The following is a 23,746-nucleotide window of genomic DNA, read 5'->3' as shown; positions in this document are numbered from 1 at the left end:
GAAGCATGAAGATCATGAAGTGGCTGGGGATCGGCCTCGCCGTTCTCGTCGCCGTGGTGGCAGTGGCGCTGATCGGCGCGCGGGTGGTTTCGGGCAACAAACTGGCGAAGACCTGGGAGGTCCGCGACCTCCCGGTGCCGACGCTGCCGACGGACGAAGCGGCGATCGCCGAAGGCGGCCGCCTCTTCTTCGCCCGCGGCTGCGCGGAGTGCCACGGCGCGGACGGCGCCGGCAAGGTGGTGGTCGACGATCCCGTCCTCGGCAAGGTGGTCGGCGCCAACATCACCCGGGGCAAGGGCGGCCTGCCCCCCACCTTCGGCGACGAGGACATGGTCCGGGTGTTCAAGCACTGCGTGCGCCCCGACGGCACCTCGATCAAGATCATGCCCTGCGAGGAGACGATGCTGATCCCCGACCGGGAGATCGGCGCGATGATCGCGTGGATGAAGACGCTGCCCCCGGTCGATCGGGAGGTGGAGACGGTGGCGCTGAGCCTCACCGGCCACGCCCTCCACGGCTTCGGGGTGATCCCGCTGGTCAGCCCGGAGAAGCTCGACTTCGACGCGGCGATCCCGCCTGCACCGGAGCCGGGACCCACCGCTGCCTGGGGCGAGCGCCTCGCGCAGATCCAGTGCGTCGGCTGCCACGGCGCCGGCTTCTCCGGCGGCCCGATGCCCGGCATGCCGCCCACCATGCCCGTGCCCACCAACATCACGCCCGACGAGGCTACCGGCATCGGCAAGTGGAAGAAGGAGCAGTTCGTGCATCTGCTCAAGACGGGCAAGCGCCCCGACGGCACCGACGTCAACCCGTTCATGCCGTGGAGCGTCTACAAGAACCTGAACGAGATGGAGATGGACGCCATCTGGGCCTACCTCCGCGAGCGCCCGGCGAAGCCCTTCGGCAATCGCTGAAGGGCCTGTGCCCGGCGGGCCCCCTGTGCGCTTGCGCCAGGGGGCTCGCCTCGCTCGTCTCAGCGCGCAGGCGAAGCGGGTGCGGGTCCCCGCGGCGGCATCGGCCGCTCGTGCAGGGGCACCGCCAGATCGAAGGAGCTCCGCTCCGCGCCTGGCGGCAGCTGCGCGTTGCCGTACCCCTGTGCGTAATCTGCGTAGAGCTTGATGAAGTCGTCGTCCGAGACGCCGGTCTGCCCGATCACCGGGTGGGCGAGGATCGCGTCGCGCCAGCGCCGCACCCGTTCGTAGGCTGCATCGCCCGGCAGCGAGAACCAGCGGAAATGCTCGTTGAGGCAGTAGCGCTGGAAGAAGCCGGCGAAGCTCGCCTCCACCAGGCCGAAGCCGACGTCGTCGAAGAGCCAGCTCCCCGCGGGATTCATCTTGCGCAGGAAGGCGTCGATCTCGCGCCAGCTGGCGAGCGCGTTCTCCCGCAGCTCCTCGTGGCGCGAAGCCTCCTGCTCCATGAGCAGCCGGTACATCGCCGGGACGAAGCGCTCGTTGCCGATCGCGATCAGCAGGCGTGCCTGCGCGCGCCGCAGCGGATCCGCAGGGAGGAGGGGCCGCTGGGCATAGGCCTCCTCGAGGTACTCGCCGATGATGCTCGACTCGTAGATCACCTGGCCGTCGTGCTCGATCGCCGGCACCTTCCCGAGGGGATTCTTCTCCAGGAACCAGGCAGGTCGCGGCTTGCTCAGATCGATCTCCACCAGCTCGTGGGGGATCTCCTTGAGCGCCACCTGGATCCGGGTGCGCTGGGCGAAGGGGCAGAAGTAGCAGCTGTACACGGTGAGCGGCGCCGACATCGTCTCTCCTCCTCGGGGCACCGTTCGTAACCGCCGACAGCGCAGCGCGCCACTCCTACGCCGTCTCGAACCGGCGGTACCGCGCCAGGGCGAATTGGTAGAGCCCGTAGGCAGCGAGGCCCAGCGCCACCACGGCGAGGAGCAGCGTGCCGTAGGGCTGCGCCGCGAGGGTCGAGAGGACCTCGCCGAGCCCCTTTGCCTCCGAGGGATCGGCCTGCAGGGCGGCGACGATCAGGAAGACGCCGCTGAGCACGAAGACGAGGGCGCGGGCCGCGATCCCGAAGCGCCCCAGCTTCACCAGCTTGTCGCGCGCACGGGCATCCATCCGGCCCGGCGGCAGCCGCTTGCGGAACGTGGTCTTGTAGGCCTTCGCCACGTAGTAGATGCCGACGCCGACGAGCACCGCGCCGACCACGCCCACCAGCCACGGGCCGAAGGGCTGCGCCATCAGCCGCGCGGTCCAGCCCTTCGCGCCGCCACCGCCACCGCTCCCTGCGCCGAGGAGGCGGATCGCGCTCCAGGCGAGGGCGCCGTAGATGATCCCGCTGATCGCGTAGCCGATTCGTCTGGCGACCCCCTTCGCGCCGTGGGCCTCGCCCTCCGGATCGATCCCTGCCTCGAGCAGGCGCCACAGCGCGTAGCCGGCGAGACCGATGGCGAGCGCGACGAGCAGCACGCTGCCGAAGGGCATCTCCGCCACCTGCCGCAGCGCGCCCTGCGTGCCGGTGGTCTGGCCGCCGGTGCCGAAGGCGACCTGTGCCGCGAGGACGCCGATGAGCACGTAGACCAAACCCTTGGCTGCGTACCCGGCCCGTGCCAGCCGCTGCACCCAGGGGTTCGCCGCAGCATCCCTCGCCGCCCGTTCGGCCCGATCGGTCGCCGCCATACGCCGCCTCCTCCCTCAAGGCTCCGCACGGGGGGCGCTTCTGGCCAGCTGTTGATGGAGGGTGAACAAGCAGCAGGGCGCCCCTTCCCCAACCCGCCGGCGGCGCTAGGATCCCCGACATGAGCACCCTTTTCGTCCCCCGGGAGCGACGGCCCGGCGAGGCCCGCGTCGCGGCCACGCCAGAGACCGTCAAGCGTCTGATCAAGGAAGGGCATGCCGTGTGGGTCGAGGGGGGAGCCGGCGACGGTGCCCACCTCGCCGACGCTGCCTACGAGGCTGCAGGCGCGCGCCTGGTCGAGGCCCGGGCGGGCTGGGAGGGCGCCGAGCTCGTCCTCAAGGTCGGACCGCTCGAACCAGATGGCGAAGCGGCGCTGCTCCGACGCGGCGCCGCGGTCATCGGCCTCCTCGCCCCGCACCAGAATCTGCCGATGGTGCAGACCCTGGCTGCCCGCGGCGCCTCGGCGCTCTCGATGGAGCTGGTGCCGCGGATCACGAGGGCGCAGAAGATGGACGCGCTCTCGTCGCAGGCGAGCATCGCCGGCTACAAGGCGGTGCTGCTCGCCGCCGCGGAGCTCGACAAATACTTCCCGTTGCTCATGACCGCAGCCGGCACCGTCCAGCCCGCCCGCGTGGTGGTGATGGGCGCAGGGGTCGCCGGCCTCCAGGCGGTGGCCACCGCCCGCCGCCTGGGCGCGGTGGTGGAGGTGACCGACATCCGCCCTGCGGCGAAGGAGCAGGTGCTCTCCCTCGGCGGCCGCTTCATCGATCTTCCGATGCAGGAGAGCGGCGAGGGGGCAGGCGGCTACGCCCGCGAGGTCTCCGCCGACTTCCTCCGCAGGCAGCAGGAGATCGTCGCCAACCACGTCGCCGCGGCGGACGTGGTGATCACCACCGCCCTGGTGCCCGGCAAGCCGGCGCCGCGGCTGGTGACGAAGGAGATGGTGGAGCGGATGCGGACCGGTGCGGTGATCGTCGACCTGGCGGTGGAGCAGGGCGGCAATTGCGAGCTCTCGGTCCCGGGCGAGGAGGTGGTCCGCCACGGGGTGAAGATCATCGGCAGGCCGAACCTTCCCTCCACCGTCCCTGGCGATGCCTCGATGCTCTACGCGCGCAACGTGCTCGAGGTCGTCCTCCACGTCGCGAAGGGCGGCACGCTGCAGCTCGACACCGCCGACGAGATCGTCGCTGCGATGTTGCTCACCCACGGCGGCGAGGTGCTCCACGGGCCCACCGCGGAGAAGCTGAAGGAGGCACGGGCATGTTGATGGGTCCGCTCTTGATCGGCCTGTACGTCTTCGTTCTCGCCATCTTCGTCGGCTTCGAGGTGATCAACAAGGTCCCCGCGACGCTGCACACCCCGTTGATGTCCGGCGCCAACGCCATCTCGGGGATCACCATCGTCGGCGCGCTCTACGCAGCGCAGACCTCGGAGATCTCCCTCTCCAACGTGCTCGGGGCACTCGCCATCGCCTTCGCCACGATCAACGTGGTGGGTGGTTTCCTCGTCACCGACCGCATGCTGCGCATGTTCGGGGGGAAGCGTCGATGAACGACACCCTGCACGCCGTGATCGTCCCGCTGATCTACCTGGTCTCGGCGACGCTCTTCATCCTCGGCCTCAAGCGCCTCTCGCTGGTGCGCACCGCGCGGCAGGGCAACGCCGTCGCGGCGCTGGCCATGCTCCTCGCCGTGGTGGGCACGCTGCTCGAGCTCGGCTGGGTCGACTACCGCTGGATCCTCGCGGGCCTGCTCGTCGGCAGCGCCGTCGGCGCCGTGGTCGCCGTGCGGGTGCCGATGACCTCGATGCCCGAGATGGTCGCGCTCCTCAACGGCTTCGGCGGCGCCGCCTCCGCACTGGTGGCGATCTCCGTCTATTGGGTCGACGTGGTCGAGCCCGGCAGACCGGGCACCGCGGCGGTGGTGCTCGGCGGCGCCGAGGCGATCACCATGGTCCTCTCGGTCCTCATCGGCGCCGTCACCTTCAGCGGATCGCTCATCGCCTACGGCAAGCTCGCCGGATCGATCACCGGCTCGCCCGTGCGCATCCCCGGCGGCCACGCGATCCACGTGCTCCTCCTCCTCGCGGTGATGGCGGGGGCGGTGCTCTTCGGCTGGTGGGCGGAGGGTGCCGAGCTCGGCGCCACGGTGGCGCTCACGCTCCTCGGCATCTCGCTGGTGCTCGGCGTGCTGCTGGTGCTCCCCATCGGCGGCGCCGACATGCCGGTGGTGGTCTCCCTCCTCAACTCCTACTCCGGCGTCGCCGCATCGGCGACCGGCTTCGTCATCGGCAACTACCTGCTGATCATCGCCGGCGCCATGGTCGGCGCGGCGGGCCTCATCCTCACCCGGATCATGTGCGTGGCGATGAACCGCTCGCTCGGCGCGGTGATCCTCGGCGGCTTCGGCGGCGAGCAGGTGGCTGCTGCCGGCGGCGCCGGCAGCGAGTACGTCAACGTCCGCTCCGCCGGCGCCGAGGAGGCGGCGATGCTCCTCGAGGCGGCGCAGACCGTGGTGGTGGTGCCCGGGTACGGCCTCGCCGTGGCGCAGGCGCAGCACGCGGTACGGGAGCTCGGCGACCTGCTCGAGAAGGGCGGCCGCCGCGTCCTCTACGCGATCCACCCGGTGGCGGGCCGCATGCCCGGCCACATGAACGTGCTGCTGGCGGAGGCCGACGTCGACTACGAAAAGCTCTGGGAGATGGACCGGATCAACCCCGAGTTCAAGAACACCGACGTGGTGCTGGTGATCGGCGCCAACGACGTGGTCAATCCGGCGGCGCAGACGCAGAAGGACAGCCCGATCTACGGGATGCCGATCCTCGAGGTCCACCAGGCCCGGACCGTCTTCGTGATCAAGCGCTCCCTCGGCGCGGGCTACGCCGGCATCAAGAACGAGCTCTTCGAGCGCGACAACACGATGATGATCTACGGCGACGCCAAGAAGGTCCTCCAGGACCTGATCGCCGAGGTGAAGACCACGCAGGCAGCGGCCTGATCAGGCAGCGAGCGACGCCGCTCGCCGCAGATCCGCAACGAGCGCCGCGCGCATCGCCGCGGCGCTCGTCGCGTCCCGGGCCCGGAGGATCGCCGCCGGATGCCAGGTGGCGAGGAGCCGCGCGCCACGGGGCCCGTCCACCACCTGCCCGCGGAGATCCTGCAGCCGTGCACCGGGGCCGAGGAGGGAGCGGGCGGCGGTGAGGCCGAGGCAGACGATCGCAGCAGGCTGCACGACGGCGAGCTCGGCCTGGAGCCAGTCGCTGCAGATGCGCACCTCCTCCGCCGCAGGGCGCTGGTGGAGGCGGCGCTTGCCGCGGCCCACGAATTTGAAGTGCTTCACCGCATTGGTGAGGTAGAGCGAGCGCCGGTCGAGCCCCGCCTCGGCGAGGGCCTCGTCGAGCACCTCGCCTGCAGGTCCCACGAAAGGCCTGCCCGCCAGGTCCTCCTGATCGCCGGGCTGCTCGCCGACCAGCACCAGCCGCGCATCGGCGGGCCCCTCGCCGACGACGGTCCGGGTGGCGGGGCCGTGGAGCGGGCAGGCGGTGCACCCGCGCGCGGCGCGTCCGAGCGCGACGAGGTCGGCGCCGGGGGGAACCGGCGCCCCGGGGCGGTTGACCATGCGACGCACCCGGTCCGGCGCAGCCAGCGCGAGCCGGGCGATCTCCGCCGCCTCGGGAAGCGTCGCCCAGTGGCGCACCGGCAGCTCCGCCTTCATCGCCCGCAGGTTGAGGCGGGCGGGGTTGAAGGTCGAGCGGTAGTAGGTGCGCCAGAGCTCCTCGAGGGCGTCTCCTGCAGGCGCCGCGTCCCGCGTCGCCCCAGGGCCGAAGTGGAGGGAGGCGCCGTCCCAATGGGCCGAGGCGTCCGGCGTCAGGATCGTCCAGCGCATCGAAGGGAAGCGCCTGGCGAAGAAGGGAGCTGCCTGCTCCACGATCCGGTGATCGGGGCGGTGCCACGCGATCCAATGCGCGCCGCCCTCGTCCTCCACCCGGCGGAAGCGCACGAAGGCGTGCATCTTGTGGACGTCCCGGCGCACCTGGCGCTCCAGGCCGGCGAGGTGGCGGACGTCGTCGTCGAGGGGATCGGCGAGGAGCGTCCTGGCGCCGCGGGTGATCCGCCAGAGGACGCGATAGAGCAGGGCGAGCCGCGCCGGATCCCGGTGGCAGATCACCCGCTGCGCCCGGTCGACGAAGGCCCGCGGCACCTTCGGTACCGGCCCCGTCGCCGCGGGCACCGCCTCCGCTGCGAAGAGGGGCAGCGCTGCCTGCGCGGCGCCCGCCTCCTCCCAGGCCACCGCCTCGGGAGGCGTCGCCGCCTGGAGGAGGCGCAGGGCCTGGTCGCGGAAGGGGTGCCACCCCGGCTCCACCGCGACGTGAATCACAGCTCCCCCGAGAGCGCCGGCGCGAGGGGCGCAGGCTCCGGGGCCGCTGCTGGCGCCGCCGCGTCGAAGAGCGAGAGCTGCGCCGCCTGCGGACGGACGATCCGCTCGCGCAGATCGTCGCGGTCGATCCAGGCGGCGGTGGGGTTGTGGTCGGCGGCGACGACGAAGGGCAGCGCCCGGTTCTTCGCCACCCGCAGCTTGCCGAGGTCGGCGATGCGCAGGCGGCGGTGCCGCCGGGCCTCGACGATCCGCTCGGCGCCCCGGACGCCGATCCCCGGTACCCGCAGCAAGGCGCCCCGCGGCGCGATGTTGAGGTCCACCGGGAAGTAGGCACGGTTGCGCAGCGCCCAGGCGAGCTTGGGATCGATCCCGAGATCGAGCTGCGGCGCGTCCGCTCCCGCCAGCTCCTGCGCCTCGAAGCCGTAGAAGCGGATCAGCCAATCGGCCTCGTAGAGCCGGTGCTCGCGGACCAGCGGCGGCGACTTCGCCGGCAGCCGCACGTCGGCGCCGGGGATGGGGCTGAAGGCCGAGTAATAGACCCGGCGGAGGCGATGGGTTTCGTAGAGCCGCGACGAGGTGGCGAGGATGGTGGCGTCCGGCGTGTCGGTGGCCCCGACGATGATCTGGGTGCTCTGTCCCGCTGGGGCGAAGGTGCGGCGCTCCTCCTTCGCCTCGGTCCGGCGGAGGTGGATCCGGCCCATCGTCTCGTCGATCACCGGCAGCTTCTTCTCGGGCGCCAGCCGGGCGAGGTCCGCCTCGGTGGGCAGCTCCACGTTGGCGCTGACGCGATCGGCGTGGAGACCCGCCGCCTCGATCAGCTCCGGCGAGGCGCCGGGCACCACCTTGAGGTGGATGTAGCCGGCGAAGCCGTGGTCCTCGCGGAGGAGGCGGGCGACCCGCACCAGCTCCTCCATCGTGTGATCGGGGCTCCGGAGCACGCCGGAGCTCAGGAAGAGCCCCTCGATGTAGTTGCGCCGGTAGAAGTCGAGGGTGAGGGAGACCACCTCCTCCGGCGTGAAGCGGGCGCGGGGCGTGTCGCTGGAGATGCGGTTCACGCAATAGGTGCAGTCGTAGATGCAGAAATTGGTGAGCAGGATCTTGAGCAGCGACACGCACCTGCCGTCCGGCGTGTAGCTGTGGCAGATGCCCATCCCCTCGGCGCTGCCGAGGCCGCCGGGCGCGGCGCGGCGGCTGCCGCCGCTCGAGGCGCAGGATGCGTCGTATTTGGCCGCGTCGGCGAGGATGGCGAGCTTCTTCTGCGGATCCACCGGAAGGAGAACCGCGGATCCGGCGCCCGCCTTCCGGCCGGTCCGCACGGCTGGCCCGATGCCCACCGCCTGCGGGATCAGTGGGTGAAGCGGTCGTCCCAGAAGCGGCGGATCGCCCGGGCGATCCCCCGGGGATCGTCCTCCTGGATGTAGTGCCCAGCCCCCCGGAGGATCACCGTCTCGTGCAGCGGAAAGGTCCGCTCGAAGCGCCGCCGCTCCGGCCCGCGGAAGGCGAGGTCGCGGTCGCCCCAGACCAGCAGCGTCGGCTTCTCCGCGAGGGCGCGGAGCCCGTGCTCGACCTCGAGGAGGAAGTGGCGGCTCCCCAGGATCTCCCGGGGGAAGACCGCCGTCGGCAGCCGCGCGGTCGGGGTGGGAAAGGGGCCGCGGTAGGCGTCCATCACCTCGCGAGGCAGCTTGCGCGTGGCGCCCAGGCGCAGGCCCAGCTCGACGAAGGCGTCGAGGTGCTCGATCAGCCAGCTGCCGCCGCTGCCCCCGACGAGGCGCGAGAAGGCCGCGAAACGGGGGCTCCGGTTCACCGGCCAGGCCCAGGAATTCCCCAACACCAGCGCCCGGAAGCGGTCCGGATGCCGAGCGGCGATGGCAAGGCCGATGGGACCCCCCCATTCCTGTCCCATGAGCGCGCCGCCCTCGAGATCGAGATGCTGGACGAGCTGCTCGACGACGTGGGTGTGCTCCGCTGGGGTGAAGCCGTAGCCGGCGTGGGCCACGGAGAGGCCGAAGCCCGGATAGTCGGGGGCGATGCAGCGGAATCGGTCCCGGAGCGCGAGGACGATCTCCCGGTAGACGAACGACCAGGTGGGGTTCCCGTGCAGGAGGAGGAGCGGTGGACCCTCGCCTTCGTCGATGTAGTGCAGTCGACAGCCGTCGATGGAGAGGTAGCGGCTCCGAAAGGGGTAGAGCCGCTCGGGGATCCAGGCAGGCCGGATCGGGCTGGTAACCGGCTCGGAGCGGTGCGGAGGGCCTTCCACGTCGGGAAGTTCACCATGCTCGGGGTGTCGGCCATTCCCCGTTTGGGGAGGGCAGTGTGTGGGAGTCGACATCACCCGCGATTCAACTTCGCTCCGAGTGCCATCCCGGGCTTGCGGGAAAGCCCCTTCGGAACGACTTTCACGCGGCCCAATCCAGCGACCCAGATGGACCATCAACCCCGGGTAGGGAGCGGAGCGGTATGTGGGGCGAACGGGTGGACGTTCTCGCGGTAGACGACAATCCGAGCAACCTCCTTTCCCTCGAGGCCGTGCTCCAGGACCTGGGGGCGAATCTCGTCAAGGCGACGTCCGGTGATGAAGCGCTGTTGCGCGTACTCGAGCGTGATTTCGCGCTCGTTCTCCTCGACATCCAGATGCCCGGCCTCGATGGCTTCGAGACGGCGCGGCTGATCCGTTCGCGGGATCGCAGCAAGCATCTACCCGTGATCTTCCTCACCGCCTTCGAGCACGAGAGCTCGGCGGTGCAGCGGGGCTACGACCTGGGCGCGGTCGATTTCCTCTTCAAGCCGATCGTTCCCAGCGTCCTCAAGTCCAAGGTCGCGGTCTTCCTCGATCTCCATCGCAAGAACACGGAGGTCGTCCGCCAGGCGCAGCTGCTGCAAGAGGCCTCCCGCCGTGAGCACGAGCGCAGCCTCGCCGAGGCGCGGGCGCGCTGGGAGCGCGAGCGCCTCGAGGCCAACAACGAGCGCCTCCAGACCCTGGCGACGGTGGGCAGCATCCTCCTCGGGGAGAGCGATCCCACCGTCTTCGTTCCGGCGGTCTGCGACGAGGTCGCCGAACGCCTCGGTTTCGACGTGGGGTCCCTCCACCTCTGCGAGGGCCACCACGGCGAGATGTCGCTGGCGTGGAAGCGCGGGCTGGAGCTCGCCCCCCGGGGTGACACGCCGGCGATCCGGGAGGCCCTGGCGCAGCGCGCGCCGGTGGTGCTGCAGCACGTGCAGGATTCTGACGACGCCATCGCCGCCGAAGCCCGGAAGGCCGGCGTCCTCTGCGGCACCGCGCTGCCCCTCCTCGCCGAACGACGCCTCCTCGGCGTGGTGCGATTCGGTAGCAGGGAGCGGGCCACGATCAGCGACGACGAGCTCGCCGTGCTGCAGGTGGCGGCCGATCAGCTCGCCATCGGCCTCGACCGCGTGGGCTTGGTGCGGCAGCTGCAGAAGAGCGCCGCCGATCTGCGCGCCGCCGACCGGCGCAAGGACGAATTTCTGGCGATGCTCGCCCACGAGCTGCGCAACCCGCTCGCGCCGATCGTCAACGCACTCAGCCTGGTGCGCCGGCGCATCGACGGCGAGGAGCCTGCCCTGCGCTCCGTCGCCGCAGCGGAGCGGCAGGCGCTCCACATGGCCCGCCTCGTCGACGACCTCCTCGACGTCTCGCGGATCACGCAGGGAAAGATCGCGCTGCGCCGCGAGCGGGTCGAGCTCCGCACCGTCGTCGAGCACGCGCTGCAGACCGGCGCGCCGCTGGTGCAGGCGAAGATGCACCACCTCGAGGTGGTCCAGCCCGACGGCAGCGTCCTCGTCGACGCCGACGCGACCCGCCTCGCCCAGGTGATCGCGAACCTCATCCACAACGCCGCCAAATACACCGACGAGGGCGGCAACATCCGCCTCGCCTGCGTCGTCGAGGGAAGCGACCTGGTCGTCTCGGTCGAGGACGACGGTGTCGGAATCCGCCCGGAGATGCTCGAGCAGGTCTTCGAGACCTTCGTGCAGATCGATCCGACCTCCGACCGCGCCAGGGGCGGCCTCGGCCTCGGTCTCACCCTGGTTCGCAGTCTCGCCCACCTGCACGGTGGAACCGTCGACGCCCACAGCGACGGTCCCGGCAAGGGGGCCCGCTTCACCGTTCGGCTGCCGGTCGTGGTGCAGGCAGCAGAGGCAGCGGCGAAGTCGGTCGAGGAGAAGGGAAAGATGGAGAGCGTCGCGCGCAGCATCCTCCTCGTCGAGGACAACGAAGACATCCGGCTCACCCTCCGTGACCTGCTCGAGTTCGAGGGGCACGAGGTGGCCGAGGCGGCGGACGGTGCCGCCGGCGCCGAGATGATCGTGGCCAGGAAGCCCAACGTCGCCCTGGTCGACATCGGCCTGCCTGGCCTCGACGGCTACCAGGTGGCGCAGCGCGTCCGCCGCGACCTGCCCCCCGAGAACACGCGGCTGGTGGCCCTCACCGGCTACGGCGGCGACGACGTCGCGCGCAAGGCCCGCGAGGCGGGCTTCGACGCCCACCTGATCAAACCCGTGAAGATCGAAGAGCTCTTCCGCCTGCTCGGCGAGCTCTGCTGAAGAACGCCGCCGGGCATCCGCCGCCCGGCCCGCACTGCAACGCCCCACGGAGAACGACCGCCATGCCGACGGCCAACGCTGGCTCCAGCGACACCCTCGATCTCAAGCAGCTCCTGTCCGTGCTCGTCTCGGTCCGCAAGGGCGACTTCACCGAGCGCATGCCGGTGGACCGGAGCGGCCTCGCAGGCAAGGTCTGCGACGCGCTCAACGAGATCATCGAGCTCAACGAAGCCACCGCCAACGAGCTGGCTCGCCTGAGCGAGGTGGTCGGCAAGGAGGGCAAGCTCTCCGCCCGTGCCGACCTCCGGGGGGCGAAGGGTTCGTGGGCCTCGTCGATCGAGTCGGTCAACACGCTGATCACCGACCTCGTCCACCCGACCACCGAGGTCACCCGCGTCATCGGCGCGGTGGCCCGCGGCGACCTCACCGCCTCGATGTCCCTCGAGGTGGAGGGCAGGCCGCTGCAGGGCGAGTTCCTCCGCACGGCCCGGCTGGTCAACGGCATGGTCGGCCAGCTCGGCTCCTTCGCCTCGGAGGTGACCCGCGTCGCCCGCGAAGTGGGCACCGAGGGCAAGCTCGGCGGCCAGGCGCAGGTGGATGGCGTCTCGGGCACCTGGAAGGACCTCACCGACAGCGTGAACCTGATGGCGTCGAACCTGACGGCGCAGGTCCGCAACATCGCCGAGGTCACCACGGCGGTGGCGACGGGCGATCTCGGCAAGAAGATCACCGTCGACGTGAAGGGAGAGATCTACGAGTTGAAGCAGACCATCAACACCATGGTCGATCAGCTCTCCTCCTTCGCCTCGGAAGTGACCCGCGTCGCCCGCGAAGTCGGTACGGAAGGCAAGCTCGGCGGCCAGGCCAACGTGAACGGCGTCTCGGGCGTCTGGAAGGATCTCACCGACAACGTGAACTCGATGGCCTCGAACCTCACCTCCCAGGTTCGAAACATCGCCGAGGTGACCACGGCGGTGGCAAACGGCGATCTCTCCAAGAAGATCACCGTCGACGTGAAGGGCGAGATCTACGAGCTGAAACAGACCATCAACACCATGGTCGATCAGCTCTCCTCCTTCGCCTCGGAAGTGACCCGCGTCGCCCGCGAAGTGGGTACGGAAGGCAAGCTCGGTGGCCAGGCCGACGTCCGCGGCGTCTCCGGCGTCTGGAAGGACCTCACCGACAACGTGAACCTGATGGGATCGAACCTCACCGCGCAGGTTCGAAACATCGCCGAGGTGACCACGGCGGTGGCGACCGGTGATCTCTCCAAGAAGATCACCGTGCACGTGCGAGGCGAGATCCTCGAGCTCAAGAACACCATCAACACGATGGTGGATCAGCTCGGATCCTTCGCCTCGGAGGTGACCCGCGTCGCGCGCGAAGTGGGTACGGAAGGCAAGCTCGGCGGCCAGGCGGAGGTGAAGGGTGTCTCCGGCGTCTGGAAGGACCTCACGGACAACGTGAACTCCATGGCCTCGAACCTCACCTCGCAGGTGCGCAACATCGCCGAGGTGACCACGGCCGTGGCGAACGGCGATCTCGGCAAGAAGATCACCGTGGACGTCCGCGGTGAGATGCTCGAGCTGAAGAACACCATCAACACCATGGTGGACCAGCTCTCCTCCTTCGCCTCGGAAGTGACCCGCGTCGCCTGGGAAGTGGGCACGGAAGGCAAGCTCGGCGGCCAGGCGCAGGTGCGCGGGGTCGCAGGTACCTGGAAGAACCTCACCGACAGCGTGAACTCGATGGCCTCGGGCCTCACCGCCCAGGTGCGAGACATCGCCCGGGTGACCACGGCGGTGGCGAACGGCGAGCTCTCCAAGAAGATCACGGTGGAGGTGCGGGGCGAGATCCTCGAGCTCAAGAACACCATCAACACGATGGTCGATCAGCTCGGCTCCTTCGCCTCGGAAGTGACCCGCGTCGCCCGCGAAGTGGGTACGGAAGGCAAGCTCGGCGGCCAGGCGGACGTGCCCGGCGTCGCCGGCACCTGGAAGGACCTCACCGACAACGTGAACTCGATGGCGTCGAACCTCACCTCGCAGGTTCGAAACATCGCCGAGGTCACCACGGCGGTCGCGAACGGTGATCTCTCCAAGAAGATCACCGTGGACGTGAAGGGGGAGATCTACGAGCTCAAGAACACCATCAACACGATGGTCGATCAGCTCGGCTCCTTCGCCTCGGAAGTGACCCGCGTCGCCCGCGAGGTGGGTACGGAAGGCAAGCTCGGCGGGCAGGCCGACGTGCGCGGCGTCTCGGGCGTCTGGAAGGACCTCACCGACAACGTCAACTCGATGGCGTCCAACCTGACCGACCAGGTGCGCAACATCGCGGACGTGACCACCGCGGTGGCGACCGGTGACCTCTCCAAGAAGATCACCGTGGACGTGAAGGGCGAGATGCTCGACCTGAAGAGCACCATCAACACGATGGTGGATCAGCTCCGGTCGTTCGCCTCGGAAGTGACCCGCGTCGCCCGCGAGGTGGGTACGGAAGGCAAGCTCGGCGGCCAGGCGGACGTGCCCGGCGTCGCCGGCACCTGGAAGGACCTCACCGACAACGTGAACCTGATGGCCTCGAACCTCACCGCGCAGGTGCGAGGCATCGCCAACGTGGTCACCGCGGTCGCAGCCGGTGATCTGAAGCGCAAACTGGCGCTGGAAGCGAAGGGCGAGATCGCCGCGCTCGCCGACACCATCAACGGCATGATCGACACCCTCGCAATCTTCGCCGACCAGGTGACCAACGTCGCCCGAGAAGTGGGTGTGGAGGGCAAGCTCGGCGGCCAGGCGAAGGTGCCCGGCGCCGCCGGCATCTGGCGCGCCCTCACCGACAACGTGAACCAGCTCGCCGCCAACCTCACGACCCAGGTCCGCGCCATCGCCGAGGTGGCCACCGCGGTGACCAAGGGCGACCTCACCCGGTCGATTGCGGTGGAGGCGCAGGGCGAGCTCGCGGCCCTCAAGGACAACATCAACCAGATGATCCTGAACCTCCGGGAGACCACCCGGAGGAACACCGAGCAGGACTGGCTGAAGACGAACCTCGCCAAGTTCACCCGGCTGCTGCAGGGCCAGCGCGACCTCGAAGCGGTCTCCAAGCTCATCCTGAACGAGCTGGCGCCGCTGGTCTCCGCGCAGCACGGGGTCTTCTACCTGATGGACCCCAGCGACAAGAACACGCTGCAGCTCCTCTCCAGCTACGCCTACAAGGAGCGCAAGGGCCTCTCCAACCGCTTCAAGACCGGCGAGGGCCTCGTCGGCCAGTGCGCCCTCGAGAAGGAGCGGATCCTCATCACCGACGTACCGGAGGACTACATCCGGATCTCGTCGGGCCTCGGCGACGCGGCGCCGCGCAACATCGTGGTGCTGCCGGTGGTCTTCGAGGGGGAGGTGAAGGCGGTGGTCGAGCTCGCCTCCTTCTATCGCTTCAACGAGATCCACCTCGCCTTCCTCGATCAGCTCACCGAGTCGATCGGCATCGTGCTCAACACCATCGCCGCCGGCATGCGCACCGAGGAGCTGCTCAAGCAGTCCACCCAGCTCGCCGACGAGCTGCGCAGCCAGCAGAGCGAGCTCACCGAGACCAACCGGCGCCTCGAGCAGCAGGCCCGTTCGCTCCAGGCCTCGGAGGAGCGCCTCAAGCAGCAGCAGGAAGAGCTGCAGCAGACCAACGAGGAGCTCGAGGAGCGTTCGCGCCTGCTCCAGGTGCAGAACGCCGAGGTGGAGCGGAAGAACCGGGAGATCGAGCAGGCGAAGCTCGCCCTCGAGGAGCGCGCCCAGCAGCTGGCGCTGGCCTCGAAGTACAAGAGCGAGTTTCTCGCCAACATGAGCCACGAGCTGCGCACGCCGCTCAACAGCCTGCTCATCCTCTCGCGGCTCCTCGCCGACAACGGCGAGGGGAACCTCGACGACCGGCAGGTGGAGTTCGCCGAGACGATCCACGCCTCGGGCTCCGATCTCCTCTCGCTGATCAACGACATCCTCGATCTCTCCAAGATCGAGTCCGGGACCATGGCGGTGGACATCGACGAGTTCGTGCTCGGCCAGGCCCGCGAATACGTGGAGCGCACCTTCCGCCAGGTCGCCGCCGACAAGGGGCTCGAGTTCCGGGTGGAGTTCTCGCCGGCGCTGCCGCGCTCGATGTACACCGACGGCAGGCGGCTGCAGCAGGTCCTCAAAAACCTCCTCGCCAACTCGTTCAAGTTCACCGAGAAGGGATCGGTGATCCTGCGGGTCGAGGAGGCGAAGGGTGGCTGGAGCGCGGGCAACACCTCGCTCCAGCGCGCCGAGGGCGTGATCGCCTTCTCGGTGGAGGACACCGGGATCGGCATCGCCGAGAGCAAGCAGCGGATCATCTTCGAGGCCTTCCAGCAGGCGGATGGCACCACCAGCCGCAAATACGGTGGCACCGGGCTCGGCCTCTCGATCAGCCGCGAGCTGGCGACGCTGCTCGGCGGCGAGATCGTGGTGAAGAGCGAGCCGGGGAAGGGCAGCACCTTCACGCTCTACCTGCCCCGGACCTTCCTCCCGCAGCCCGTCCGTTCGCCCCTGCGCAACGTCCCCTGGGGCGGCGGCACCATGGGCGAGATGTGGAGCGCCGGCGCGCTCCCCGAGGACGTGAACACCGCGCTCCTGCCGCCCGGCATCGAAGACGATCGCCAGCAGCTCCAGGACGGCGATCGCAAGGTGCTCATCATGGAGGACGATCCGGGCTTCGCCCGGGTGCTCCTCGACCTCGCCAGGGAGAAGGGCTTCAAGGGCATCGTCGCCTCCCGCGGCGACACCGGCCTCGCCCTGGCCCGGGAGCTCAAGCCCGACGCCATCACCCTCGACCTGCGCCTGCCCGGCGCCGACGGCTGGACCGTCCTCGACCGGCTCAAGCACGACGCCGCCACCCGGCACATCCCGGTCCACGTGATCACCGGCTCCGACGCCAATTGGAAGCGGGGCCTGCGCCTCGGCGCCCTCGCCTGGCTGCAGAAGCCCGCGAGCCGGGAACAGATCGGCGACGCCCTCGACTCGGTCACCACCTTCCTCGAGCGGCCGGTGAAGAACCTGCTCGTGGTCGAAGACGACGAGAAGCAGCGGATGGCGATCCGCAACCTCATCGGCAACGGCGACGTGAAGACCACCGCGGTGGGCAGCGGTGCCGCGGCGCTGGCGGCCCTCGACGAGAAGCACTTCGACTGCGTGGTCCTCGACCTCGGCCTTCCCGACATGGACGGGGTGGAGCTGATCGAGAAGCTCCACGAGAAGGCCGGGGAGCGGCTGCCCATCGTGATCTACACGGGCAAGGAGCTCACCGAGCAGGAGGAGATTGCCCTGAAGCGCGTCTCCGATGCGATCGTGATCAAGGGGGTGCGCTCGCCCGAGCATCTCCTCGACGAGACCGCGCTCTTCCTCCACCGCGTGGAGAGCAACCTCCCCGTCGAGAAGCGCGAGATGCTCAAGCGGGTCCAGGACCCGATCCTCTCCAGCCGCACGGTGCTCGTCGTGGACGACGACGTGCGGAACATCTTCGCGCTCACCAGCGTCCTCGAGCGCCAGGCGATGAAGGTCCTCTTCGCCGAGAACGGCAGGAAGGGTCTCGAAACCCTGAAGGCCAACCCCGAGATCGACGTGGTCCTGATGGACGTGATGATGCCGGAGATGGACGGCTACGAGACGATGCGGGCCATCCGCCAGGAGGGCACCTTCCGCCACCTGCCGATCATCGCGCTCACCGCGAAGGCGATGAAGGGTGATCGGGAGAAGTGCATCGAGGCGGGCGCCTCCGACTACATCACCAAGCCGGTGGATACCGACCAGCTCCTCTCGCTACTGCGGGTGTGGCTCTACGGTGCCGGCGAGAAGAAGCCGGCGACCGGGTCGCAGGTGCGTCCCGAGGCCTGATGGAAGGCGACGGGCCGCGCCTTCCTCCGGGGGCGCGGCCGTGCAGGAGGGCGGCGGTGGCTGAGCGAGAGCTGTACGAAACGGCCTCCGGTGCCAGGGAGCGCGGCCAAGCGGCGGCGCCCGAGACGCTGGAGGAGATCGAGGTCTCCCTTCTCCTCGAAGGGTTGTGGCGGCACCACGGGATCGACTTCCGCGACTATGCGCGCGCGTCGCTGAAGCGGCGGCTGCGCAACGCGCTCCAGTCCGAGAAGATCCGCAACGTCTCGCAGCTGCAGGCGCTGGTGCTCCACGATCCGGCTGCGCTGGATCGGCTCCTCGGGCACCTCTCGGTGCACGTGACCTCGCTCTTCCGGGACCCGAGCTTCTTCCGCGCGATCCGGGAGCGGGTGGTGCCGATGCTCCGCTCCCATCCCTTCGTGCGGATCTGGCACGCGGGGTGCTCGACCGGTGAGGAGGTCTACTCGATGGCGATGCTCCTCGAGGAGGAGGGGCTCTACGATCGCTGCCGGATCTACGCCACCGACATGAACGCCGCCGTCCTGGAGAAGGCGCGCAGCGGCGTCTTCTCCCTCAACCAGATGAAGGAATACACCGCCAACTACATCGCGGCGGGGGGGAAGCGGTCGCTCTCCGACTGGTACAGCGCCACCGCCGACCATGCGCAGATCAAGTCGTCCCTGCGGCGGAACGTGGTCTTCGCCCAGCACAACCTCGTCACCGACGGCTCCTTCAACGAGTTCCACCTCGTGCTCTGCCGCAACGTGATGATCTACTTCAACCCCACGCTCCAGGCCCGGGTGCATCGGCTGATCTACGGGAGCCTGCGCCGCTTCGGCATGCTGGCGCTGGGGCGGCGCGAGGTCCTCGACCACACGGTGCACGCCACCGATTACGAGGTCGTCGACGAGGCCGAGCGGATCTACCGCCGCATTGGTTAACCGTGGCCGTGGCGGAGGAAGTCTGCGGTTTCCGCCACCGTCGCTGCGTCCCGGAGGAGGCGGTGGTGGCCGAGGCCGTTGGTGCGGATCAGTTTCGCGCCGGGCCAATCGGCGGCGATCGCCGCACCCTCCTGCACCGGCACCTCGCGATCGCCCGCGTCGTGGATCACGAGGAGCTGGGCGCGCATCGCCGGCGCCACCGCCGGCACGCGGAAGCGATCCCAGGTGACGCCGAGCCTGCGCTCGAAGCGCCGCTGCATCTCGTCGCGGACCGGCGCGGGGATCGCGAGCAGGCTGGCGAAGCGCAGGGAGGCCTCCTTCATGTCGCCGGACGGGGCGAGGAAGACCGCGCGCTTCGCAGCGAGGCCGTGCTCGCTCATCCCCCACGAGACGGCGGCGGCGCCCATCGAGTGGGCGGCGACAGCTTCGATCCCGCCGGCGAAACGGGCGACCGCGGCGAGGGCCCTGCCGTAGTGGAGCAGGGTGGGGCTGCCGCCCCTGCTCGACCCGTGGCAGGGGGCATCGAGGGCGAGGACCCGGAAGCCGTGCTGCCGCAGGGGTTCCACCAGTGATGTGAGCTGCCCGGCATGACCGCCCCAGCCGTGGACGAGGAGGGCGGCGGGCCCTTCCTCGCCCCAGCTGTAGAGGGCGAGATCCATCTCCTCGACCGGGAGGCGGTGCAGCTTCGCCCTGGCCAGGGCGGCATGGTGCTCCGGGCGGACGGGCGCTTTCGGTGGCCGGGACCAGAGGTGCTCGGCGAGGCGGGCCGCGAGCCCGGGCGTTGCTGTGCCGAGGGTCCGGAAGGTGGTCTGCAGGGCGAGCATTGGTAGCCGAACGTTCGTGCTTTTCTTTGGCCGGGCCGGGGCAGTGGTCTGCATCGTCTTCTCCTTGCGGATCGGGGGCGTGGGGGATCAGGGGCGCGCCTGGGCGAGCAGCGCTTCGAAGGCCCGCCGGGCACGGTCGGCTGCGCGCGGATCCCGCAGGAGCCGGTGGGCGTGATAGTAGCCGAGGATGACGGCGTAGAGATCGTGGGCGAATTGCTCCGCGTCGAGGTCGCGGCGCACGTGCCCCTCGCTTGCGGCGAGGCTGGCGGCGCGGGCCAGCGCCTCGAACCAGTCCCGCTGGATCCGCACCAGCGTGTCGCGCACCGGTCCCGCCTGGTCGTCGAGCTCCGCTGCAGCAGCCACGAAGACGCAGCCGCCTGGCAGCTCGCAGGCCTGGCTCCACCCCATCCAACTCTCGAAGAGGGCGCGGAGGCGGGGCTCACCCCGGGGGACCGCCAGCGCCGGGGCGAGGACCGTCTCGAAGAAGCGGGCAGCCGCCCGTTCGAGCACCTGGATCTGCAGCGCTTCCTTGGACTGGAAATGGGCGAAGAGGCCGCTCTTCGACATCCCCAGGTCGCGGGCGAGGTTGCCGATGCTCAACCCCTCGAGGCCGACCCGGGAGGCCTCGCGGAGCGCGTGATCGAGCACGGCGGTGCGGGTTTCGTCTCCCTTGCCCATGGGCTGGATAATTCGCACGACCGTTCGTTTCTGTAAAGCCCCCCTTGCCCCGGGCGGCTGGGCAGGGAAGATGCAGCCATGCGCTCGTCCCGCCTCCTGCCCCTCCTGCTCGCTGCCGCCTGCACCGCCGAAGGCGCCCCCGCCGCTGCGGAGAAGACCGCGTCCCGCCCCCAGCCTCTGGCGGCACCCGGATCCGCCGCCCTCGAAAACCTCCGCTTTCTCACCGGGACCTGGCGAGGCGAGCGGGACGGGATGTTCATCGAGGAGGTCTGGACCGCTCCGGTGGGCAACAGCCAGCTCGGCGTCGCCCGGGTGCTGGAGGGGCCCGAGCCCCGGGACCTCGAGGCGGCGATCCTCCACCAGAGCGAGGACAGGCTGGTGCTTCACCTCCGCCACTTCGGCGCGGTGGCGGACCGGCTGGAGGAGCGGGGGGCGAAGACGGCCTGGCGCCTCGTGCGCCACGGACCGGCGGAGGCGATCTTCGAGCCGATGGGCGAGGAGAAGGTGCGGCGGATCACCTACCGCCGCGACGGGGAGGCGCTCACCGTCACCCTCGATCGCGCGCAGGCCGAACCGCTCGTCTTCCGCTACCAGCGCGTCCCTTCGCCCTGATCAGTGGAGCCAGGAGCGGCTCCGCGCCGGCTGGCGGAGCGGCGCGGGCTTGCCGCCGAGGCCCAGCTCCGCGAGGCGCTCGTGCAGTGCCTCGACAGCGCCGGCGCTCTCGCCGATCGGGCCGAGGATCGCTGCAGGCGCGACCCGCGCGCCCTCGGCGTCGACCAGCTCCACCGCATAGCCGGGTGAGGTATCCCAGCGCCAGCCACGGCGCTCGAGCTCCTCGCCGATCCAGCCTGCGAGGCCGCGCTCCAGCAGCTGCCGGGCCTCTGCGCTGCGATGCTCGTCGGTGAGGTCCCGATCGAGGAGCCGGGGCCAGGCGGCTGCTGCCAGCGCCAGCTGCGCCGGGGCTGCAGCGAGCCAGTCGATCACGAAGGCGAGGCTGGTGTTGGGCGGCAGCGCACCCCGGAGGGCAGCCGCTGCCCGGCGGTAGCGCACCGCCCAGACCCGCTCGCCCACCTCGCTCCAGCCGATCGTCTCCGCCTCCTCGGACGGCCGCAGCAGGCGGGCCGCGCACGCCGCTTCGAGCGGCGCGGGCTCCGCGAGGAGGCTGCGCGCCGGCATCCCCGCCACGGCTGCGGCCAGGGAGTCGAGGGAAGGCGGCTGCGTGCGGAGGAAGTCGAGGCGCTCTCCCAGCGTGGGGGCGCTGCCGGTCCGCTCCTCCTCGCCCGCCCGCTCCTCGATCCGTTCGAGCTGCCCCGTCTCCTCGAGGGCCTCGAGGCAGAGGCGGAACCCCTCGTAGAGATCGCCCGGCGCGAGCGACTCGTCGAGGATCGGCTGCACCTCGTCGCTGAGGAATTGATCGAAGATCCCCGGCACGATCGAGCTGCGCCGCAGGGCGCTGCGGTAGAGGTTCCCGCCCACGGCCCGCGCTGCCGCGGCGTCTATCGCATGGGCGTGGACCTCCTGGTAGGCGAGCCAGGCGTCGACGATGCGGCGCCGGTGGGAGGCGAGGTTGCGCGCACGCAGGCCGTCGGCTCGCTCGATGATGCGCATCGTCCCGGCGATCACCCGGCGCAGGAGGAGATCCCCGTCCGCCTGGTGGGCGAGATGGAAGGCGAGCAGCCCCTCCAGCTGCGCCTGGTCGAGTGCCTGCAGGTGGGCCGCGCCGATCTCCACCCGACAGCGGCGCCTGCCGAGGAGCCAGCCCATCTCCTGGCAGGAAGCGCCGGCGGATGGGCTGATCACGATCTCGATGGGAAGGCGCATGCCCACCGCGGCTGCGGCCCGCTCCACCGCTGTGTGGATCGCGGGCTCCGCCTGCCTGTCGAGGAGGGGGCCATCGTCCGCCGGCGCCGGATCCCGCGCCGGGACGAGGGCGGCGAGCCACCACAGGCCGAAGAACGCCACCGCGATGCCGACGATCGACACGGGTACGCCTTCCTCGCCCTCGCCGGCGATGACGAGGAAGCCGGCGGCGCAGGCGAGCGCAACGAGGCCGATCCAGGCGCCGCCGAAGAAGGTCCAGGCGAGGTGGAGCCAGAGGCGGAGACGGCGGCGGCGGGCGAGGCTCGAGGGGGTGGCGGACATCGCGGGCACCATAGCGGGCGGAGCCTTGCCGGCAAAGGACGGCGATGCAGCGGCGGGGAAACGCCAGGTGTGCGCCGGCGTGACCGACGGTGCCGCGCCGCGACCGCCCGCCCGGCCGGTTGCAGACGCATGGCCATGGGGTGGACGACGATGGGAACGGAGTGTAAAGAGCCCTCTCGGCCCCGCCCTGCGGGGGATGGGCGGGTTGTCTGCTGGTGTGGCATCGCTACCCTGATCGCAGGAGATGCAGGGGGGCGGGCGAGGTTTGGTGATGGCGAAAGAGAGCGGGAGCATCAGGCGCAAGCTCTTCGGGACCGATGGCGTCCGCGGCGTTGCGAACGTCTACCCGATGACGGCGGAGATCGCGCTGCAGCTCGGGCGCGCGCTGGCCTATTCGATCCGGAACGGCAAGCACCGCCACCGGGTGGTGATCGGCAAGGACACGCGGCTCTCGGGCTACATGCTCGAAGGCGCGCTGATGAGCGGTCTCTGCTCGATGGGCGTGGATGCGCTGTTGGTGGGGCCGATGCCGACGCCCGGCATCTCCTACCTCGTCCAGTCGATGCGCGCGGACGCCGGCGCGGTGATCAGCGCCTCCCACAATCCCTACCAGGACAACGGGATCAAATTCTTCGGTCGCGACGGCTTCAAGCTGCCCGACGAGACCGAGGCGCAGCTCGAGTCGCTGATCTTCGATCAGGCGATCGATCACCTGCGCCCCACCGCCACCAAGGTGGGCAAGGCCTTCCGCATCGACGACGCCGGTGGCCGCTACGTGGTCTACCTCAAGTCGATCTTCCCCAAGGAGCTCACGCTCGAGGGGGTAACCGTCGTGCTCGATTGCGCCAACGGCGCCGCCTATAAGGTGGCGCCGATGGTCTTCGAGGAGCTCGGCGCCAAGGTCATCCGCCTCGGCGTGAGCCCCGACGGCAAGAACATCAACCAGGGCGCCGGCGCGCTCCACCCCGAGCGCATGTGCAAGGCGGTGGTGAAGCACGGCGCGCAGCTGGGCCTCGCCCTCGACGGCGACGCCGACCGCCTGATCGTCTGCGACGAGAAGGGCAACGTCGTCGACGGCGACGCGATCATGGCGATCTGCGGCCGCCACCTGCTGGCGAAGCGGCAGCTCGCGAAGAAGACCGTGGTCGCCACGGTGATGAGCAACATGGGCCTCGACCTCGCGATGAGCGAGGTGGGCGGCAAGGTGGTCCGCACCGCGGTGGGCGATCGCTACGTGGTAGAGCGCATGCGCAAGCAGGGGCTCAACTTCGGCGGCGAGCAGTCCGGCCACCTGATCTTCCTCGATCACGCCACCACCGGCGACGGCATGGTGGCGGGCCTCTCGCTGCTGGCGGTGATGCTCCAGGCCGGCAAGCCGATGAGCGAGCTCGCCTCCTGCTTCAGCCCGGTGCCGCAGACGCTGCTCAACGTGAAGGTGAAGGAGCGGCGCGAGCTCGACGAGCTGCCCACCGTGCTCAAGACGATCAAGGGCGTGGAGCTGAAGCTCGGCACCGACGGTCGCGTGCTGGTGCGCTTCTCCGGCACGGAGGCCAAGGCCCGGGTGCTGGTCGAGGGGCCGGACGCCAGGCGGAACCAGAGCTACGCGCAGGAGATCGGCGAGGCGCTCACCAGGGCGCTGGAATAGCCCGAGCGCACCTGCGTGACGAGAACGAAGCGCCGCCCGC

The 23,746-nt window shown here is 70.1% G+C and carries 17 protein-coding genes; 9 read left to right on the top strand and 8 right to left on the bottom strand.

The window, feature by feature from the left end:
* The first annotated feature begins 5 nt into the window (after positions 1-5).
* Positions 6-914 carry a c-type cytochrome gene (locus ACESMR_RS22145; RefSeq protein WP_373049311.1) on the top strand — a complete coding sequence of 303 codons (909 nt, stop codon included), beginning with the start codon at positions 6-8 and terminating at the stop codon, positions 912-914.
* A gap of 59 nt (positions 915-973) precedes the next feature.
* Here ACESMR_RS22145 and ACESMR_RS22140 read toward each other — a convergent pair whose 3' ends face one another.
* Positions 974-1,756: a glutathione S-transferase family protein gene (locus tag ACESMR_RS22140; protein ID WP_373049310.1), complete on the bottom strand. Its 783-nt coding sequence runs from the start codon at positions 1,754-1,756 to the stop codon at positions 974-976.
* Between the two features lie 55 nt (positions 1,757-1,811).
* A complete protein-coding gene (locus ACESMR_RS22135; protein ID WP_373049309.1) occupies positions 1,812-2,642 on the bottom strand; it encodes a DUF1206 domain-containing protein in 831 nt (276 codons plus the stop codon).
* A 119-nt stretch (positions 2,643-2,761) separates the two neighbouring features.
* On the opposite strand from ACESMR_RS22135, the gene ACESMR_RS22130 reads away from it, so the two are divergent.
* From ACESMR_RS22130 to ACESMR_RS22120, 3 genes are read left to right on the top strand one after another with little or no spacing between them, the layout of a single operon-like run.
* On the top strand, positions 2,762-3,907 hold the full coding sequence (locus ACESMR_RS22130; RefSeq protein ID WP_373049308.1) for a Re/Si-specific NAD(P)(+) transhydrogenase subunit alpha: 1,146 nt from the start codon (positions 2,762-2,764) through the stop codon (positions 3,905-3,907).
* On the top strand, positions 3,901-4,191 hold the full coding sequence (locus ACESMR_RS22125) for an NAD(P) transhydrogenase subunit alpha (RefSeq protein ID WP_373049307.1): 291 nt from the start codon (positions 3,901-3,903) through the stop codon (positions 4,189-4,191). The genes ACESMR_RS22130 and ACESMR_RS22125 overlap by 7 nt, the downstream gene beginning before the upstream one ends.
* Complete coding sequence (locus ACESMR_RS22120) at positions 4,188-5,636, top strand: NAD(P)(+) transhydrogenase (Re/Si-specific) subunit beta (RefSeq protein ID WP_373049306.1); 1,449 nt, start codon at positions 4,188-4,190, stop codon at positions 5,634-5,636. Before ACESMR_RS22125 ends, ACESMR_RS22120 begins: the two co-directional genes overlap by 4 nt.
* Here the strand turns inward: ACESMR_RS22120 and ACESMR_RS22115 are convergent, their stop codons facing one another.
* From ACESMR_RS22115 to ACESMR_RS22105, 3 genes are all read right to left on the bottom strand, one after another.
* Complete coding sequence (locus ACESMR_RS22115; RefSeq protein ID WP_373049305.1) at positions 5,637-7,016, bottom strand: UdgX family uracil-DNA binding protein; 1,380 nt, start codon at positions 7,014-7,016, stop codon at positions 5,637-5,639.
* On the bottom strand, positions 7,013-8,284 hold the full coding sequence (locus ACESMR_RS22110; protein ID WP_373049304.1) for a putative DNA modification/repair radical SAM protein: 1,272 nt from the start codon (positions 8,282-8,284) through the stop codon (positions 7,013-7,015). Before ACESMR_RS22110 ends, ACESMR_RS22115 begins: the two co-directional genes overlap by 4 nt.
* 77 nt (positions 8,285-8,361) lie before the next feature.
* Positions 8,362-9,273, bottom strand: coding sequence for an alpha/beta fold hydrolase (locus ACESMR_RS22105; protein ID WP_373049303.1), 912 nt, complete (start codon positions 9,271-9,273; stop codon positions 8,362-8,364).
* 200 nt (positions 9,274-9,473) lie between these two features.
* Here ACESMR_RS22105 and ACESMR_RS22100 point away from each other — a divergent pair, with 200 nt between their 5' ends.
* The 3 genes from ACESMR_RS22100 (at position 9,474) to ACESMR_RS22090 (ending at position 18,417) form a co-directional block, all read left to right on the top strand.
* Positions 9,474-11,579: a response regulator gene (locus ACESMR_RS22100; protein ID WP_373049302.1), complete on the top strand. Its 2,106-nt coding sequence runs from the start codon at positions 9,474-9,476 to the stop codon at positions 11,577-11,579.
* A gap of 62 nt (positions 11,580-11,641) precedes the next feature.
* Entirely contained in the window at positions 11,642-17,479 is a 5,838-nt protein-coding gene (locus tag ACESMR_RS22095; RefSeq protein ID WP_373049301.1) for a HAMP domain-containing protein, read from the top strand.
* Positions 17,480-17,535: 56 nt separating this feature from the next.
* Positions 17,536-18,417 carry a CheR family methyltransferase gene (locus ACESMR_RS22090; RefSeq protein WP_373049300.1) on the top strand — a complete coding sequence of 294 codons (882 nt, stop codon included), beginning with the start codon at positions 17,536-17,538 and terminating at the stop codon, positions 18,415-18,417.
* Here the strand turns inward: ACESMR_RS22090 and ACESMR_RS22085 are convergent.
* Together ACESMR_RS22085 and ACESMR_RS22080 are read right to left on the bottom strand one after the other, a co-directional pair.
* Positions 18,414-19,241: an alpha/beta hydrolase gene (locus ACESMR_RS22085; RefSeq protein WP_373049299.1), complete on the bottom strand. Its 828-nt coding sequence runs from the start codon at positions 19,239-19,241 to the stop codon at positions 18,414-18,416. The genes ACESMR_RS22090 and ACESMR_RS22085 overlap by 4 nt on opposite strands.
* 87 nt (positions 19,242-19,328) lie before the next feature.
* Positions 19,329-19,937 (bottom strand): TetR/AcrR family transcriptional regulator, encoded by a 609-nt coding sequence (locus tag ACESMR_RS22080; protein ID WP_373049298.1) that lies wholly within the window; start codon positions 19,935-19,937, stop codon positions 19,329-19,331.
* A 60-nt stretch (positions 19,938-19,997) separates the two neighbouring features.
* Between ACESMR_RS22080 and ACESMR_RS22075 the strand changes: the two genes are divergently transcribed.
* A complete protein-coding gene (locus ACESMR_RS22075; protein ID WP_373049297.1) occupies positions 19,998-20,531 on the top strand; it encodes a DUF6265 family protein in 534 nt (177 codons plus the stop codon).
* Here the strand turns inward: ACESMR_RS22075 and ACESMR_RS22070 are convergent, their stop codons facing one another.
* Positions 20,532-22,061: a hypothetical protein gene (locus tag ACESMR_RS22070; protein ID WP_373049296.1), complete on the bottom strand. Its 1,530-nt coding sequence runs from the start codon at positions 22,059-22,061 to the stop codon at positions 20,532-20,534. It abuts the gene before it with no gap.
* Between the two features lie 271 nt (positions 22,062-22,332).
* On the opposite strand from ACESMR_RS22070, the gene glmM reads away from it, so the two are divergent.
* Entirely contained in the window at positions 22,333-23,706 is a 1,374-nt protein-coding gene (gene glmM / locus ACESMR_RS22065) for a phosphoglucosamine mutase (protein WP_373049295.1), read from the top strand.
* The last annotated feature ends 40 nt before the right edge of the window (positions 23,707-23,746 follow it).

The organism is Vulgatibacter sp. (assembly GCF_041687135.1).
Classification (GTDB): Bacteria; Myxococcota; Myxococcia; order Myxococcales; family Vulgatibacteraceae; genus JAWLCN01.
Note: the sequence above shows the minus strand (reverse complement) of the source record. Positions and strands in the feature narration are given on the sequence as shown.

What these genes read in the sequence shown, in the direction of transcription:
- ACESMR_RS22095 (WP_373049301.1), top strand. Translation starts at nt 11,642, where the DNA reads ATGCCGACGGCCAACGCTGGCTCCAGCGACACCCTCGATCTCAAGCAG.
- ACESMR_RS22135 (WP_373049309.1), bottom strand. Translation starts at nt 2,642, where the DNA reads ATGGCGGCGACCGATCGGGCCGAACGGGCGGCGAGGGATGCTGCGGCG.
- glmM (WP_373049295.1), top strand. Translation starts at nt 22,333, where the DNA reads ATGGCGAAAGAGAGCGGGAGCATCAGGCGCAAGCTCTTCGGGACCGAT.
- ACESMR_RS22145 (WP_373049311.1), top strand. Translation starts at nt 6, where the DNA reads ATGAAGATCATGAAGTGGCTGGGGATCGGCCTCGCCGTTCTCGTCGCC.
- ACESMR_RS22085 (WP_373049299.1), bottom strand. Translation starts at nt 19,241, where the DNA reads ATGCTCGCCCTGCAGACCACCTTCCGGACCCTCGGCACAGCAACGCCC.
- ACESMR_RS22075 (WP_373049297.1), top strand. Translation starts at nt 19,998, where the DNA reads ATGCGCTCGTCCCGCCTCCTGCCCCTCCTGCTCGCTGCCGCCTGCACC.
- ACESMR_RS22070 (WP_373049296.1), bottom strand. Translation starts at nt 22,061, where the DNA reads ATGTCCGCCACCCCCTCGAGCCTCGCCCGCCGCCGCCGTCTCCGCCTC.
- ACESMR_RS22125 (WP_373049307.1), top strand. Translation starts at nt 3,901, where the DNA reads ATGTTGATGGGTCCGCTCTTGATCGGCCTGTACGTCTTCGTTCTCGCC.
- ACESMR_RS22130 (WP_373049308.1), top strand. Translation starts at nt 2,762, where the DNA reads ATGAGCACCCTTTTCGTCCCCCGGGAGCGACGGCCCGGCGAGGCCCGC.
- ACESMR_RS22140 (WP_373049310.1), bottom strand. Translation starts at nt 1,756, where the DNA reads ATGTCGGCGCCGCTCACCGTGTACAGCTGCTACTTCTGCCCCTTCGCC.
- ACESMR_RS22100 (WP_373049302.1), top strand. Translation starts at nt 9,474, where the DNA reads ATGTGGGGCGAACGGGTGGACGTTCTCGCGGTAGACGACAATCCGAGC.
- ACESMR_RS22120 (WP_373049306.1), top strand. Translation starts at nt 4,188, where the DNA reads ATGAACGACACCCTGCACGCCGTGATCGTCCCGCTGATCTACCTGGTC.